Here is a 15003-nt window from a genome sequence, read left to right as displayed (position 1 = left end):
GGCGTCTGGTGCGTGGTCTCGGCGTGCCGGGCGGAGGCCCTCGACAGCTTCCTGTACGCCTACAACCACCATCGCTGCCACACCGCACTCGGCGGCCACCCGCCGATCCGCCGCGTCGACAACGCTCCGGGTCAATACACCTAGGGCCTGGCGACGGGTGGGGCCGGTTGCCCGGGCTGGTTACGCTTCCCCGATGACCACCACGCCTGACTTCGCCGCGTACATCGCCAGTCTGCCCCGTGTCCTCGCCGGTGCCGCCGCCCTGTTCCGGGACACCGAGGGCCGGGTGCTGCTTGTAGAGCCCAACTACCGGGAGGGCTGGGCGCTTCCGGGCGGCACGATCGAGTCCGACGACGGCGAGACGCCCCGCCAGGGTGCGGCCCGCGAGACCGCCGAGGAGATCGGCCTGGACCGTGACCTGGGCCGGCTGCTCGCGGTGGACTGGGTGCACGGCACGGGGCGGCCGCCGCTGGTGGCGTATCTGTACGACGGCGGGGTCCTCGGCGAGGACGACTTCAAGGCGATCCGCTTGCAGGAGGAGGAGCTGCTGTCCTGGCGGCTGGTCCCGCGCGCGGAGATCACCGCTCATCTGCCGGGCGCCCTGGGCCGCCGCGTCCTGGCCGCACTGGACGTGCTCGCGGACGGCGGCGGAACGGCGGAGCTGGAGAACGGTCACCGGGTGGCCTGACCGGCGCCGGGCCCACCGGACAGGCCGACCGACGGCGGTCCGACCACCTCGAATATCCATTCGCGGCCCGGACGACGCCCGTCCTACCCTCGGCAGCATGACCAAGCCCCTCGTCGCCCTCCTCAGCGGCGCCGGTATCTCGACCGACTCGGGCATCCCCGACTACCGCGGGCCGAACGGGCTGTGGCGGCGCGATCCCGAGGCCGAGAAGCTCGTGACGTACGAGTACTACATGGGCGACCCGGAGATCCGGCGGCGCTCGTGGCAGATGCGGCGCAAGAACCGGACGCTGAAGGCCGAACCCAACGACGCGCACCGGGCGGTGGCCGAGCTGGAGCGGTCCGGGGTGCCGGTGCGGGTGATCACGCAGAACGTGGACGGGCTGCACCAGCTCGCCGGGATGCCCGCGCGCAAGGTGCTCGAACTGCACGGCAGCGCGCGGAGTGTGGTCTGCACGAAGTGCCATGCCCGCGGGCCGATGGAGGACGCGATCGCGCGGGTCGAGGCGGGCGAGGACGACCCGCCGTGCCTGGAGTGCGGCGGCGTCCTCAAGTCGGCGACCGTCATGTTCGGCGAGCGGCTCGACCCCGTGGTCCTCGGTGAGGCGGTCGCGATCACCAAGGCGTGCCAGGTGTTCATCGCCGTCGGCACCACCCTCCAGGTCCAGCCCGCCGCCGGCCTCGCGGGGGTCGCCGCCGACCACGGCGCCCGGCTCGTCATCGTCAACGCCGAGCCGACGCCGTACGACGACCGCGCCGACGAGGTGATCCGCGAGCCGATCGGCACCGCGCTGCCGAAGCTGCTGCGCGGGCTGGGCGAGTAGCTCAGAATGCGATCATGACTTCTCGGATCCGCCATGTGACGATCGACTCCGCCGACGCCTACGCCCTCGCCGGCTTCTGGTCCCAGGTGCTGGGCCTCCCCGTGCACGAGGACGACAAGCCCGGGACCGAGGAGGTGCTGATCGAGGGCGCCGGCCTGCTGTTCGTCACCGTCCCGGAGCGCAAGACCCTCAAGAACCGGATCCATGTGGACCTTCAGCCGCAGGACCGCACCCGTGACGAGGAGGTCGAGCGGCTCCTGGACCTCGGCGCCGCCCTGGTCGACGACCGCCGCACCCTGGACGGCAAGGGCTGGGCGGTCCTCGCCGACCCGGAGGGCAACGAGTTCTGCGTGGAACGCGGGGCTGCGGAGCGGGCCGGTGAGGCGGAGGCGGTCTAGGGCCCCCGTACGGCCATTCCCCTCGTCCGCCAGGCCGGCGGGCCCGGCGGACCCGGTCGGCGGGGATGGCGTGCCCCGCCGAGCAGCGAAGGCAGGAGTGGGGCGGAGCCACAAGGGCGGGCCGGTCATGCCGGAGACCACGTCAAGTCTCTCCCGGGCAGGCCAGATTTTGCCGGGCAGGCGCTAGAACAGCGCCGTTCCCACCCTTCCGTTCTCGAAGTCCAGCAGGCGCTGCTTGCGGTCCAGGCCGCCGCCGTAGCCCGTGAGGCTGCCGTTCGCGCCGACGACGCGGTGACAGGGGACGATGATGCCGATCGGGTTCTTGCCGTTGGCGAGGCCGACCGCGCGGGAGGCGCCGGAGTTGCCGACGGTGTCGGCGAGTTCGCCGTAGGAGCGGGTCTCGCCGTACGGGATCTTCCGCAGTTGCTCCCAGACGCTGCGCTGGAACGGGGTTCCGCTCAGGCGCAGTTCGAGGGTGAACTCCTTCAACTCGCCCGCGAAATAGGCCTTCAGCTGGTCCTCGGCGTCCCGGAAGAGGGACTCGTCGCGGGTGCCGAAGGTCTCCTCGGCCGGTCGGTGGCGTTGGTCGGTCATGTAGAGGCCGCACAGGACGCCCTCCTCGGCGACGAGCGTGAGGGGGCCGTACGGGCTGTCGATGAGGGTGTGCTGCTTCATCAGGCGTTCCTTTGACGTGCTTACACGGGGAGGAAGTTGATCGGGTGGCTGTCCGTCGCCCACAGGTACTGGACGGCGTAGGCCCGCCAGGGACGCCACGCGGCCGCCCGGGCCGTGAGGGCCGCGGGGGTGGACGGCAGGCCCAACTCCTGGGCGGCGCGGCGGATGCCGAGGTCGGTGGGGAGGAAGGCGTCGGGGTCACCGAGGGCGCGCATCGCGATGACGTCGACCGTCCAGGGGCCGAAGCCGGGGAGGTCCAGGAGCCGGGCCCGGGTCTGCGGCCAGTCGCTGTCCGGGCCCAGACGGACGTCGCCGTCGGCGAGTTGGCGCACCAGGGTGGTGAACGTCGTACGGCGGGAGCGGGGCATCGCCAATGACTCCGGGTCCACCGCGGCCAGGGCCTCGGGGGCCGGGAAGAGGTGGGTGAGGCCGCCCTCGGGGTCGTCGACCTGCTCGCCGTGGGCGGTGACCAGGCGGGCCGCGTGGGTGCGGGCGGCCGCCGTGGAGACCTGTTGGCCGAGCACGGCCCGTACGGCGAACTCCGCCTCGTCGGCCGTGCGCGGCACCCGTCGGCCGGGGGCCTTGTCGACCAGGGGCGCCAGCAGCGGATCCGTGCGCAACTGGTCGTCGATCGCGACCGGATCGGCGTCCAGGTCCAGCATCCGCCGGCACCGGCTGATCGCGACGGTCAGATCGCGCAGGTCACTGAGGGTGAGGCGGCAGGCGATGTGGTCGGGCTGTGGGGTCAGGGACACGATGCCGTGTCCGTACGGCAGCCTGAGTGTGCGCCGATACGCGCCGTCCCGCCACTCCTCGACGCCGGGGACGGCGGTCGCCGCGAGGTGGCCGAAGAGGTTGTCGGGGTTGAGGGGGGTGCGGAACGGCAGCCGCAGGGTCAGGGCGCCGGCGGTGTCCGCCGGGATTCCCGGGATCTGCGAAGTTCCCGAAGCCACCGGGTTGCTGCGCGGTGCCGCGCGGGTGCGCAGGTCGGTCGGGGCGAGGGCGTAGACCTCGCGCACGGTGTCGTTGAAGGTGCGGATGGACGCGAACCCGGCCGCGAAGGCGATGTCCGCCATGGGCAGGGGCGTCGTCTCGATGAGGAGGCGGGCCGCCTGGGCGCGCTGGGCCCGGGCCAGGGCGAGTGGGCCGGCGCCGAGTTCGGCGAGGAGCTGGCGTTCGATCTGCCGGGTGCTGTAGCCGAGCCGGGCCGCGAGGCCGGGGACGCCCTCGCGGTCCACGACTCCGTCGGCGATCAGCCGCATCGCGCGGGCCACGAGGTCGGCGCGCTGGTTCCATTCCGGTGAGCCGGGGCTGGTGTCCGGTCGGCAACGCTTGCAGGCCCGGAACCCGGCCTGCTGGCAGGCGGCGGCGCTCGGATGGAACCGCATGTTCTCCGGCTTGGGCGGGACCACCGGGCAGCTGGGCCGGCAGTAGATCCCGGTCGTGACGACCGCGGTGAAGAACCAGCCGTCGAAACGGGCGTCCTTGGACCGGACGGCGCGCACGCAGCGCTCGGTGTCGGTGTGCATCCCCTTCTGCATGTGTCCAGCATCGTCCAAGCAGGCGGGGCGGGCTGGCGAGAATCCGACATCGACCTCGGCTGGGCTGGGAGCCGCCGGATCACCCGCGCCGCTAGGCGCATCCCTAGACGCATTCCGATACGCATGAAGAAGCATTCATGTGTTCATGTACGATGAGTAAGATACCCGGCATGGGTCATGGAGCCGTCACCGCCACGCAGGACGCCGACGAGCGCGTACGCCTGGACGCGGCCAACGTCGCCAAGGTGGCCACCACCCTCCAGGCCCTCTCCACCCCCTCCCGCCTGCTGATCCTGGCGCGACTGCGCGAGGGTCCGCTGCCCGCCACGGAGCTGGCGGCGGAGGTGGGCATGGAGCAGTCCGCCTGCTCGCACCAGCTGCGGCTGCTGCGCAACCTGGGTCTGGTGGTGGGCGAGCGGCGCGGTCGTTCGGTCGTCTACGCGCTGCACGACCACCATGTCGCCGAGCTGCTCGACCAGGCCGTCTACCACGTGGAGCATCTGCGCCTGGGCATCAGCGACACGGCGGAGTGAGCCGCGCCGGTCGTCCGGGGCCGGCCTCCGCCGACGGCGCCGCTAGGACGCGCTCGGCGCGGGCTTCGGGCCCACACCCTGCAACTGCTGGATCTTCCCGCCCAGTTGGGGCCGCAGCCGGTCCAGCACCTCCGGCTTCGCGCTGACCACCCAGCGGGTGCCCACGAGGTACTTGCCGCCGTAGACGGCGGCCGCGTCCAGCCAGGTGAGTTTGAACTTCTCCTGCGGGAACGTGGTGATGAGGTAGTCACCCTTCTTCGTGCGGCAGACACCCTCGCGCAGTTCGTCCGCCTCGGTCCGGATCTTGACCTTGCAGCCCGTCAGGTCGGCGATCACCTCGATCTTCGCCGGTGCCACGACTCCGGCGACGGTGGCGGAGACCTTCGCCGGAGTGCTCTTCGCTGCGGCTCCGTCGTCCTCACCTCCGCCGCACGCGGTGGTCAGGAGCAGGAGGGCCAGACTGCCGACCGTCGCGGTACGGCCGATGCTTCCTCGGTGTGACTGCACGATTCTTCCCCGGTGCTTCCTCGGTGTGACGGCGCGCAGAGTGGTACGGATCAGCGCCGCGAGCCGTTCACCTGTGGTGTCACTCGGTCGCGATCGGCAGCCAGCGGGCGGCGTAGGCGCGCAGCCCCGCCAGTTCGGCACCGCGCGCGACGTAGCCGAGGTGGCCGTCGGGTCGTACGAGTGCCTGGGCGACGCCCGGCCAGGGGCTACGGTCGCCGAGGCGGTGGACGGTGATCAGGTCGGCCCGGCCGTCCAGGAGCGGTGCGAGCCGCTGGTCGGCCCAGAGGTGCGGGGGTCCGGTCAGGAGCAGATGCCAGCCGGGGGCGGCGATCCGGGCCTGGAGACCGTGCGGCCGGTCGGGCAGGCGGTCCCCGGCACGTGGGCCGCGGCGGGGCGCTCGGGTACCCGTCATCGAGGCGGGGCTGCGGCGGTAGTGGATGCCGAGTTCGGAGACGGTACGGAAGACCCGGCGGCGGGGCAACGTCGCGCGCACCGCCAACGGGGCGAGGCGCGGGACGAGTTGCTCCCGGGCGAACCTCAGGACGGGACGGGGGCCGGTGCCGATGGCGAACGCGCGGTCGGTGAACCGCCGTACCTCGCGGCCGACCGGGGCACGCTCGCTCGCATACGTCTCCAGCAGCTCCTGCGGTGCGGCGCCCCGGCACCCGAGGGCGAGCTTCCAGCCCAGGTTGAGGGCGTCCTGAATGCCGGTGTTCATGCCCTGCGCCCCGGCCGGGCTGTGGATGTGGGCGGCGTCGCCCGCCAGGAAGAAGGGTCCGGAGCGGTAGTGGGTGGCGCCGCGGTTGTGCAGCCGGAAGTCGGTCATCCAGACGGGATCCCGCAGGACCAGGCCCTTCGCGCCGTACCGCTCGGCGATCCGTTGCAGCAGCGGCACCGTCACCTCGCCGGCCGCCGCGTCGGCCGGGCGCACGGCGAGCATCCGCCAGGATGCCGGCGTGACCAGCGGGAAGAAGAACACCATTCCGCCCCCGGTCAGGTACGAGTGCACGGAGCCCGGCTCCAGCCCGTCCACCTCCAGGTCGGCGAGCAGGTACGTCTGCGGATAGGCGTGGCCCTCGAAGCCGATGCCCGCCTGGGCGCGTACGGTGCTGTGGGCGCCGTCGCAGCCCACGACGTAGCGCGCCGTCACGACTTCCTCCGTCCCGTCCCGGCCGCGCAGTCGGCAGACGACGTGGGAGCCCTGCCGTTCCAGCCGAACCAGCTCGGTGCCACGCTCGACGGACACCTCCCCCGCCGCCAGGTGCTCGCCGAGCACGCTCTCCGTCTCGGCCTGCGAGAGGAACAGCAGGAAGGGGTACGGCGTGTCGGTCACCCCGATGTCGAAGAGCGGCACCGACACGGTGCGCCGGGCCAGGTGCAGGCTCAACCGCACCGCGGGATTGCCCCGGGCCACGAGCCGGTCGCTCACGCCGAACCCCGCCAGCGCCTCCAGGGTGCGGGGCTGGATGCCGAGCGCCCTGGACTCGCGCACCCGGTCGAGGGAGCGGTCGACGATGCGGAACCTGGTTCCGTAGGAACGCAGTTGCGCGGCGAGCGCGAGCCCCGTGGGCCCGGCACCGACCACCAGCACGTCCAGCGATGCCGTCATGGGTCCACGGTAGACAGACAGCTTGTCGGTTTCATTGACGGGGTCAGCACTCACCCCTATCTTCTGGCCGCAACTACGGACCATGTCCGGTATACCGAACACTCGAACGGAGACCTGCATGACCCCCGACACCGCACACCGCCGCGCCGCCGTGGTCGGTCTGGGTGCCCGTGCCCGGCTGTTCACCGAGGCCCTGGCCGGTCCCTACGCGGACCGGTTCGACCTGGCCGGATTCTGCGATGTCAACTCCCGGCGGATGGCCGTCCACAACGCCTGGCTCGCGGAGGCGCACCCGGGCCGGGCGCCCGTACCGTCGTACGGTGCCGAGGACTTCGACGAGATGCTGCGACGCGAGCGGATCGACCTGGTCGTGGTGTGCACGGTGGACCACACGCACGACGACTACATCGTGCGGGCTCTCGAAGCGGGCTGCGATGTGGTCACCGAGAAGCCCATGACCACGGACGCCGACAAGGCGCGCCGCATCCTGGACGCACGGCAGCGCACCGGCCGTGAGGTCCGGGTCGCCTTCAACTACCGGTACAACCCGGTGCATTCGGCCGTACGGGAGATCATCGCGGCCGGTGAGATCGGCGAGGTCGGCTCGGTGCACTTCGAGTGGCTGCTCGATCTGCGGCACGGAGCCGACTACTTCCGCCGCTGGCACCGCGACAAGGCCAACTCCGGCGGCCTGATGGTGCACAAGTCCACGCACCACTTCGACCTGGTCAACTGGTGGCTGGCCGCCCGGCCCGAGACCGTCTACGCGCAGGGCGACCTGTTCTTCTACGGTGACGAGGCCGGCCGGCGCCGCGGTCTCGCCCGCGACTACGACCGCGCCCACGGCTCCCCCGCCGCCGACACCGACCCGTTCGCCCTGCATCTGGCCGACTCGCCCGTGCTCAGTGCCCTGTACCTGGACGGGGAGGCCGAGGACGGCTACCACCGCGACCGGAACGTGTTCGCGCCCGGCGTGAGCATCGAGGACGACATGGCGGTCCTGGTCCGCTACACCACCGGCGCCACTCTGACCTACCACCTGACCGCATACTCCCCCTGGGAGGGCTACCGAATCGCCTTCAACGGCAGCGAAGGGCGCCTGGAGCTGCTGGTGGAGGAGTCGACGTGGACCCGCCCCCGGCCCCGCACGAACGCCTCCGACCCCGTACTGCACGGCGCCGGGGTGGAGGACACCGCCGGGCGCACCGAGTTGCTGCTGCGCCGCTCCTGGGAGAAACCGCGCGAGATCAAGGTCGCGACCGGCGAGGGCGGGCACGGCGGCGGTGACGTACGCATGCTGGCTGACCTCTTCGGCACTCGGGCCCCGGACCCCCTGAGCCGCGCCGCGGACGCGGCCGACGGCGCCCGCTCCCTGGTCACCGGGCTGGCCGCGAACCGTTCCTTCGAGACGGGCCTGCCGGTGCGGACGGGGGATCTGCTGGACCTCTGACGGCGGCCCGCGCTCACCCGGCCTGCCGGGCGAACTCGTCGTAGGCCGCCTTGTCGAAGAGTACGAACCTGACCTCCTCGACCGCCGTCTGCGCGACCCGCACGGTCGCCACCGCGATCCGGGCCCCGTCGTCCATCGGCCAGCCGTAGACGCCGGTGGAGATGGCGGGGAAGGCGACGGTACGAGCGCCCAGCTCGTCGGCGACCCGCAGCGACTCCCGGTAGCAGGAGGCCAGCAGCTCGGAGCGGTCCTCGGTGGCCGACCAGACCGGGCCCACCGTATGGATCACCCAACGGGCGTCCAGTTCCCCCGCCGTCGTGGCGACCGCCTGCCCGGTCGGCAGGCCCTTGCCGTACCGGGAGCCGCGCAGCTTGCGGCACTCGGCAAGGATCGCCGGGCCGCCGCGGCGGTGGATCGCACCGTCGACCCCTCCCCCGCCGAGGAGGGAGGAGTTCGCGGCGTTGACGATCGCGTCGACGGACTCTCGCGTGATGTCGCCCTGCACGAGCCTGATGGTGGTCATGACTGCCTCTATAGCAGCCATGGTCACCTTTGGCCTGTCATTACCAAGCGACCGGCAGCGACCGCACCCCGTGGACCGTGCTCGTCGACAGGGCGAGCGACTCGGGCGGGGAGGTCATGCGCAGGTTCGGGAGCCTGCGGAACAGGGTGGACAGGCCGAGGCGGAGTTCGGTGCGGGCCAGCGACTGGCCGAGGCACTGGTGCAGGCCGTGCCCGAAGGCGACGTGGCCGCTCGCGTCCCGGTGGACGTCGAGGGCGTCGGGGTCGGCGTACACGGACGGGTCGCGGTTGGCGGACTGCAACGCCACCACCACGCCCTCTCCCGCGCGGATACGGACGCCGGACAGCTCGACGTCCTCGGTGGCGACCCGCCGTATCCCGGAGTGGATGACCGTCAGATGGCGCAGGAGTTCCTCCACAGCGTCCGGCCACAGCGAGTCGTCGGCGCGCAGTGCTTCCAGCTCGGCGGGGTTGTGCAGCAGGGCGATCACGGCCAGCGGGAACATGTTCGCCGTGGTCTCGTGGCCGGCCAGGAGGAGCAGGGAGACCATGCCCGTCGCCTCGTCGAGCGAGGCCTCGCCGGTCGCGACGCGTTCCGTCGCCAGACGGGAGATCAGGTCGTCGGCGGGGTCGTGGGCGCGCCGCTCGATGAGGGCGCGCAGATAGCCGTAGAGCGCCATGCGGGCGGCCATCGCCTCGGCCGGATCGCCGGCGACGCTGGTGAGGGCGTTGGACTTCGCGCGGAAGAAGCCGTGGTCCTCGTAGGGGACGCCGAGCAGTTCGCAGATGGCGAGGGTGGGCAGGGGCAGGGCGTACGAGGCGACCAGGTCGGCCTCCGTCACGTCGCCGTGGGTCATCGCGTCCAGGAGGACGTCGCAGATCCGCCGGATGGCGCCGTCCAGCTGCTCGACGCGCCGGAAGGTGAAGTCCGGGATCAGCATGCGGCGCAGCCGGGTGTGGTCCGGCGGGTCCATCTGGTGGAAGAGGCCGGGGGCCTGCGGCGGGGCGCCGGGGCGGGTGTGCGGGAAGTCGGGGTGGTTGGCGTCCGCGCTGAAACGCTCGTCGGCCAGGACCGCACGGGCGTCCTCGTACCGGGTGATCAGCCAAGGACTGTTGTCGCCCCAGATCGTCACCCGGCGGATCGGCTCCTCGGACTGCCACTTGGCGTAGTCGGGGGCCGGGTCGAGCAGGGGTCGGAGGGTGGGGAGGGGCGGGTGGATCGTCACTTCTGCGTTCCTTCCGTGGGCAGGCCCGCGAGGCCCAGCAGCAGCGACTTGACCTCCGTCGCCGCGTACGCCTCCCTCGCCCGGTCCGGCTCCGAACACAGCAGTACGGGGCCGTGGTCGGGGTCGGCGGGCAGGCGGCCGTGGCTGCCGCGGACGCCGGACGGGTTCAGCGGGACGGTCTTGAGGCGGTAGCGGAAGCCGAGCTTCTTACGCGCGACCTGCCCGACGGCGCGCAGCTTCACCGCCGGAACGGTCTCGTCGTAGAGCAGCTCGGCCGGGTCGTAGCCGGGCTTGCGGTGGATCTCGACCTGGCGGGCGAAGTCGGGGGCGCGTTCGTCGTCCAGCCAGTAGTAGTACGTGAACCAGGCGTCGGGGTCGGCGAGTGCGACGAGCTCGCCCGAGCGCTCGTGGTCCAGGCCGTGGGCCGCCTTGCCCTCGGCGTCCAGCACCTGGTCCACGCCGTCGAGTTCACCGAACAGTTTCGCGACCGCGTCGATGTCGGCGGGGTCGCGGACGTAGACGTGGGCGATCTGGTGGTCGGCGACGGCGAAGGCGCGCGAGGTCCACGGATCGAGGTACTCCATGCCGTCCTGCGTGTACACCTCCAGCAGGCCTGCCCGGCGCAGGGCGCGGTTGATGTCGACCGGGCGGGAGACGGGCGTGATGCCGTACTCGCTGAGCGCGACGACGGTGGCACCCTCGCTCAGGAAGCGGTCGATCAACGGGCGCAGGGCGTCGTCCAGTTGACGGGCCGCGGCGACGGTGGCGGGCGAGTCGGGGCCGGAGCGCTGGGGCTCGTAGTCCATCTGCGGGATGTAGACGAGCGTGAGGTCGGGGCGGTGTTCGTCGAAGACCTGGCGGGCGGCGGCCAGGATCCACTGGGTGGAGGGCATGCCCGCGTTCGGGCCCCAGTAGGTGAACAGGGGGAACGGGCCGAGCCGGTCGGTGAGTTCGTCGTGCAGGGACGGCGGCCAGGTGTAGCAGTCGGGTTCCTTGCGGCCGTCGGAGTAGTAGACGGGGCGCGGGGTGACCGTCCAGTCGACGTCCGCGCCCATCGCGTACCACCAGCAGATGTTGGCGACCTTGTAGTCGGGGTTCGACCTGCGGGCCGTCTCCCAGATCTTCTCGCCTCCGACGAGCGCGTTGTGCTGGCGCCACAGCATGACTTCGCCGAGGTCGCGAAAGTACCAGCCGTTGGCCACGGCGCCGTGCGTGGCAGGGGGTTCGCCGGTGAGCAGGGTGGACTGGACGGTGCAGGTCACGGCGGGGAGCACGGTGTCGAGGCGGGACCGGAAGCCGCGCTCACCGAGGGCGGCGACCGCGGGCATGTGCTTGAGGAGACTCGGGGTCAGGCCGACGATGTCGAGGACGACCACGCGGTTCGACGGTGCGGTCATGAGGGGTCCTCCTTGAGGCCGAGGCCGGTCAACCGGTCCCCGGCCCAGGCGAGTTCGGCGGCGATGCCGCCGGGCAGGTCGGTGGGCGGTTCGGGGAGGACGGACCACGTGTAGGTCTCGACCTCGATGTGGTCACAGCCGGCCGAGGGCCCGCCCAGCAGCCCGGCGAGGACTCGGTCGAGCTGGTAGGCGGTGGTGCGCAGCGGGGGTTCGGGCTCGGTGTGCAGCGGGGCGTGGAAGTGGACGCGCCAGGGGCCGCCGTTGTCGGGCAGGTCGCCGTCGAGGGCGTCCGGGAGGTCGTCGACGGCCAGGACGTCGCCGTCGGCCGGCGTGCGGGTCTGGTGCAGGAACCGGGGTTCGGCGAGGCGGTGCAGGGCCGCGCGGGCGGCCGGGTCGGCCGGGTGCTCGGCCTCCACCGCGCAGGACGCCTGAAGCTTGACCACGGGCAGCCCGGCCTCCGCGAGCCGCCGCAGCGCCTCGGCCGGCTCCTCGAACTGCACGGCGAGATGGCAGGCGTCGAGGCAGATGCCGAGCCGGTCGGGGTCCAGCCCGCCCAGTTCCCGTACCGCCTGGGTGGTGGTCTCGACGACGCACCCGGGTTCCGGTTCGAAGCCGACGCGGATACGGCGGCCCGTCCACGCCTCCAGCGCGGCGAGCCCGGTGGCCAGCCGGCCCAGGGCGTGGCGGGCCTCGTCGGCGCAGGGCGGCGTCCACGGGGTGCGCCATGCCAGCGGCAGCGTGGAGACGCTGCCGTGGTCGACGTCGTCCGGGAGGAGGGCGGCGAGGACGCGGGCGCAGTCCAGGGTGTACTTCAGCCGGGCCTCGTCGGCCCAGTCGGGCAGGTAGACGTCCTTCTTGACGATCTCGCGGTGGAAACCGGCGTACGGAAAGGCGTTGAGGGTGACGGTCTCCAGGCCGCGCGCCCGCAGCTCCGCCTTCAGCCGCCCCAACGCCCCGTCGTCGTCGGCGAGTTCGGTGACCACGGGGCGCGCCAGCCACAGCCCGATCCCGAGCCGGTCGGCGCCGAGACGCTCACGCACGGGCTCGGCGTACTGGCCGAGCTGGGCGATCACACCCTGGAGGTCCTCCGCCTGGTGGACGTTGCTGCAGTAGCCGAGGTGGACGGTCGTACCGTCGGGATGCAGGAAGCGCATGCGATGCTCACGCTCCCCCGCGGCGTATGGAGTTGCCCTGGAAGGTGGCCGCCTCGTCCGGCTTGGGCTCCTCCAGCTCCAGCCGCCCGCTCCGGCCGTAGAAGGCGACCGGGTTGCGCCACAGCACCTCGTCGACGGCGTCGTCGTCGAACCCGGCGGCGAGCATGGCGTCGGCGGTCTTCCGCGTCTTCAGCGGGTCCGAACGCCCCCAGTCGGCGGCCGAGTTGACCAGCACCCGCTGCGTCCCGTGCTCCTTGAGGATCTCGACCATCCGGTCCTCGCTCATCTTGGTCTTCGGGTAGATCGAGAACCCGGCCCAGCAGCCGCTGTCGAGGACCATGCCGACGGTGAGCTCGTTGAGGTGGTCGAGGACGACGAGTTCGGGGGCGATGCCCGACTCCCGTACGACGTCCAGGGTGCGCCGGGTGCCGGCGGCCTTGTCGCGGTGCGGGGTGTGCACGAGGGCGGGCAGCTCGTGCTCGATGGCGAGCTGCAGTTGCCGGGCGAGCGCCTCGTCCTCCTGCGGGGTCATCGAGTCGTAGCCGATCTCACCGACGGCGACGACCCGGTCCTTGGCGAGGTAGCGATCCAGTTCGTCGAGGACCGGGAGGCAACGGGGGTCGTTCGCCTCCTTCGGGTTGAGCGCGATCGTGCAGAAGTGCTGGATGCCGAACTGTGCGGCGCGGTGCGGCTCCCAGCCCAGCAGCCCGTCGAAGTAGTCGTAGAAGCTCTCGGGCGAGGTGCGGGGCTGCCCCAGCCAGAAGGCGGGCTCGACGACCGCGCGCACCCCGGCGGCGTACATCGCCTCGTAGTCGTCGGTCGTCCGGGAGGTCATGTGGATGTGGGGGTCGAAGATGCGCAAGGTCAGCCCTCTTCCTCGAGTGCCTGGTTGAGTTCTGCGCCGATGACGTCCGGGAAGGCACGGACGACGGGCACGATGTCCTGGGGTACGTCCCGCCCAGCGACGATCCGCTCATGGGCGAAGTCGGCGAGCATGCGGGCCAGTTCACAGTCCGCGCGTGCGCCGAGGCCGGCGACGCGGTCGAGCGGGATCTCGCAGAAGACGCACTTCAGTACCGCCTGGCGGTACTCGGCGTCCGGAAGGCGCGCGGCGGTGTACGGGCCGAGAGCGGCCTCGATCAGGGTGGTGTCGTTGCCGCGCAGGGATTCCCGTACGAGGGGCAGCGCGAGGTCGCCCAGGTCGAGCAGGGGCAGGGTGCGCAGGATGGCGCGCTGCTCAGCCGGGTCGCCGTGCCGGTGCAGGCGGGTGACCTCGTCGGCGAGGGCCTGGCCGCGCAGGGGCAGCGCGGTGAGCAGGACGGCCCGGGCGGCCTCGTCGACGGTCCAGTGGTCGGTGAGGCGAGCGTGTCCGCAGCGCCTTCGGGCGGCGGGGAAGAGGCGTCGTACGGCGGCGGGTTCGGCAGCTACCTGGGCGGCGCCGTCGTCCAGCCAGGTGCGGGCCGTGGGGTCCAGTACGGCGGTCAGGGCGGGGTGGGGGTGGTCCGGCGGGGCCGTGGAGGAGTCGGTTGTGACATCCATGGGGGGACAACTTCCGGGAGGATGGGACGAGTCGAGCCGTGTGAAAGAGGCATGTGGGGGCTAGACGCGCGCGCCGGCCCGTTCGGCGGCGCGCAGGAACTCGATGGAGCGGCGGGCGACCTCGGGCGCGTCGAGCGAGCCGCCCTGGATCTCCACGGAGACCAGGCCGCGGTGGTTCAGATCGCGCAGCGCATCCAGTACGGGCGGGAAGTCGATCTCCCCGGCGCCGAATTCGAGATGCTGATGGACGCCACGCCGCATGTCCTCGATCTGCACGTTGCGCAGGAGCGGCGCGGCCCGGTGCACGCAGTCCAGCACGGGCAGTTCCTCCACGCAATGCGCGTGACCGATGTCCAGCGTGACCCCGAACAGCGGGTGCCCGTCGACCAGTTCGGCCAGGCGCAGACAGCGCTCCACACTGTCGACGAACATGTACGGCTCCGGTTCGAAGGCCAGCGCCACGCCGTACGTCTCCGCCGTCTCCAGCACCGTCCGCACACCGTCCGCGAGCCGCTGCCACGCGTCCCGCTCCGACAGCTCCGCGGGCGCCGGGCCGCTGCACAGGTGGACGGTCGGCGAGCCGAGGTCGGCCGCGATACGCAGGGCGCGGCGCAAGAGGTCGATCCTGGGCTCGGAGCCGTCCGACATCAGCGTGGGCAGATGCTTGCCCCACGGATCGAGGAAGTAGGGCGCGCCGGTCTCCACCGTGACGCCGAGGCCGTGCCGGTCCAACTGGCGGGCGAGGGTGGTGACACGGCGGGGCAGGTCGTCGGCGTACGGGTCGAGATGGTTGTGGTCGAGAGTGAGCGCGACGCCGTCGTAGCCGAGGTCGGCGAGGACGACGAGGACATCGGTCAGTCGGTGGTGGGTGAAGCCGTTGGTGCCGTAGCCGAACTGGAGGGGCGTGGGGGGACGTCTCATGTGCCGGTTCCTCACACGGA

16 protein-coding genes and 1 pseudogene are annotated in these 15003 nt (G+C 71.9%); 6 read left to right on the top strand and 11 right to left on the bottom strand.

Annotated elements, in window-relative coordinates; genetic code table 11:
* Positions 1–27: 27 nt before the first annotated feature.
* The 4 genes and pseudogenes from ACWGDB_RS14490 to ACWGDB_RS14475 form a co-directional block, all read left to right on the top strand.
* A pseudogene (locus ACWGDB_RS14490) lies at positions 28–144 on the top strand (IS481 family transposase); the annotation flags it as partial.
* Positions 145–193: 49 nt separating this feature from the next.
* Positions 194–688 carry an NUDIX domain-containing protein gene (locus ACWGDB_RS14485; protein ID WP_453822739.1) on the top strand — a complete coding sequence of 165 codons (495 nt, stop codon included), beginning with the start codon at positions 194–196 and terminating at the stop codon, positions 686–688.
* A gap of 97 nt (positions 689–785) precedes the next feature.
* The gene (locus tag ACWGDB_RS14480) at positions 786–1511 is read left to right on the top strand and encodes an SIR2 family NAD-dependent protein deacylase (RefSeq protein ID WP_453822738.1); all 726 of its coding nucleotides are present in this window, start codon (positions 786–788) and stop codon (positions 1509–1511) included.
* Between the two features lie 14 nt (positions 1512–1525).
* Positions 1526–1909 carry a VOC family protein gene (locus ACWGDB_RS14475; RefSeq protein WP_453822737.1) on the top strand — a complete coding sequence of 128 codons (384 nt, stop codon included), beginning with the start codon at positions 1526–1528 and terminating at the stop codon, positions 1907–1909.
* Between the two features lie 183 nt (positions 1910–2092).
* Here the strand turns inward: ACWGDB_RS14475 and ACWGDB_RS14470 are convergent, their stop codons facing one another.
* The gene (locus tag ACWGDB_RS14470; RefSeq protein WP_453822736.1) at positions 2093–2584 is read right to left on the bottom strand and encodes a methylated-DNA--[protein]-cysteine S-methyltransferase; all 492 of its coding nucleotides are present in this window, start codon (positions 2582–2584) and stop codon (positions 2093–2095) included.
* 20 nt (positions 2585–2604) lie between these two features.
* A complete protein-coding gene (locus tag ACWGDB_RS14465; protein ID WP_453822735.1) occupies positions 2605–4125 on the bottom strand; it encodes an AlkA N-terminal domain-containing protein in 1521 nt (506 codons plus the stop codon).
* A gap of 170 nt (positions 4126–4295) precedes the next feature.
* Here ACWGDB_RS14465 and ACWGDB_RS14460 point away from each other — a divergent pair, with 170 nt between their 5' ends.
* A complete protein-coding gene (locus ACWGDB_RS14460; RefSeq protein WP_453822734.1) occupies positions 4296–4658 on the top strand; it encodes an ArsR/SmtB family transcription factor in 363 nt (120 codons plus the stop codon).
* 42 nt (positions 4659–4700) lie between these two features.
* Here the strand turns inward: ACWGDB_RS14460 and ACWGDB_RS14455 are convergent, their stop codons facing one another.
* A complete protein-coding gene (locus ACWGDB_RS14455) occupies positions 4701–5165 on the bottom strand; it encodes a hypothetical protein (RefSeq protein ID WP_453822733.1) in 465 nt (154 codons plus the stop codon).
* A 79-nt stretch (positions 5166–5244) separates the two neighbouring features.
* Positions 5245–6774, bottom strand: coding sequence for an FAD-dependent monooxygenase (locus tag ACWGDB_RS14450; protein ID WP_453822732.1), 1530 nt, complete (start codon positions 6772–6774; stop codon positions 5245–5247).
* A gap of 118 nt (positions 6775–6892) precedes the next feature.
* On the opposite strand from ACWGDB_RS14450, the gene ACWGDB_RS14445 reads away from it, so the two are divergent.
* On the top strand, positions 6893–8224 hold the full coding sequence (locus ACWGDB_RS14445) for a Gfo/Idh/MocA family protein (RefSeq protein ID WP_453822731.1): 1332 nt from the start codon (positions 6893–6895) through the stop codon (positions 8222–8224).
* A 13-nt stretch (positions 8225–8237) separates the two neighbouring features.
* Here ACWGDB_RS14445 and ACWGDB_RS14440 read toward each other — a convergent pair whose 3' ends face one another.
* Genes ACWGDB_RS14440 through ACWGDB_RS14410 form a run of 7 tightly spaced genes read right to left on the bottom strand, consistent with a single transcriptional unit; the run spans position 8238 to position 14983 of the window.
* Complete coding sequence (locus tag ACWGDB_RS14440; RefSeq protein WP_453822730.1) at positions 8238–8747, bottom strand: O-acetyl-ADP-ribose deacetylase; 510 nt, start codon at positions 8745–8747, stop codon at positions 8238–8240.
* A 40-nt stretch (positions 8748–8787) separates the two neighbouring features.
* The gene (locus ACWGDB_RS14435; protein ID WP_453822729.1) at positions 8788–9972 is read right to left on the bottom strand and encodes a cytochrome P450; all 1185 of its coding nucleotides are present in this window, start codon (positions 9970–9972) and stop codon (positions 8788–8790) included.
* A complete protein-coding gene (locus ACWGDB_RS14430; protein ID WP_453822728.1) occupies positions 9969–11369 on the bottom strand; it encodes an alkaline phosphatase family protein in 1401 nt (466 codons plus the stop codon). The genes ACWGDB_RS14435 and ACWGDB_RS14430 overlap by 4 nt, the downstream gene beginning before the upstream one ends.
* Complete coding sequence (gene eboE / locus ACWGDB_RS14425) at positions 11366–12523, bottom strand: metabolite traffic protein EboE (RefSeq protein WP_453822727.1); 1158 nt, start codon at positions 12521–12523, stop codon at positions 11366–11368. The genes ACWGDB_RS14430 and eboE overlap by 4 nt, the downstream gene beginning before the upstream one ends.
* 7 nt (positions 12524–12530) lie before the next feature.
* Positions 12531–13385 (bottom strand): TatD family hydrolase, encoded by an 855-nt coding sequence (locus ACWGDB_RS14420; protein WP_453822726.1) that lies wholly within the window; start codon positions 13383–13385, stop codon positions 12531–12533.
* A 2-nt stretch (positions 13386–13387) separates the two neighbouring features.
* Positions 13388–14062, bottom strand: coding sequence for an EboA domain-containing protein (locus tag ACWGDB_RS14415; RefSeq protein ID WP_453822725.1), 675 nt, complete (start codon positions 14060–14062; stop codon positions 13388–13390).
* A gap of 60 nt (positions 14063–14122) precedes the next feature.
* The gene (locus ACWGDB_RS14410) at positions 14123–14983 is read right to left on the bottom strand and encodes a sugar phosphate isomerase/epimerase family protein (RefSeq protein ID WP_453822724.1); all 861 of its coding nucleotides are present in this window, start codon (positions 14981–14983) and stop codon (positions 14123–14125) included.
* Positions 14984–15003: the final 20 nt, after the last annotated feature.

The organism is Streptomyces sp. NPDC055013 (assembly GCF_053608645.1).
This window is presented reverse-complemented; position numbering and strand designations above follow the sequence as displayed.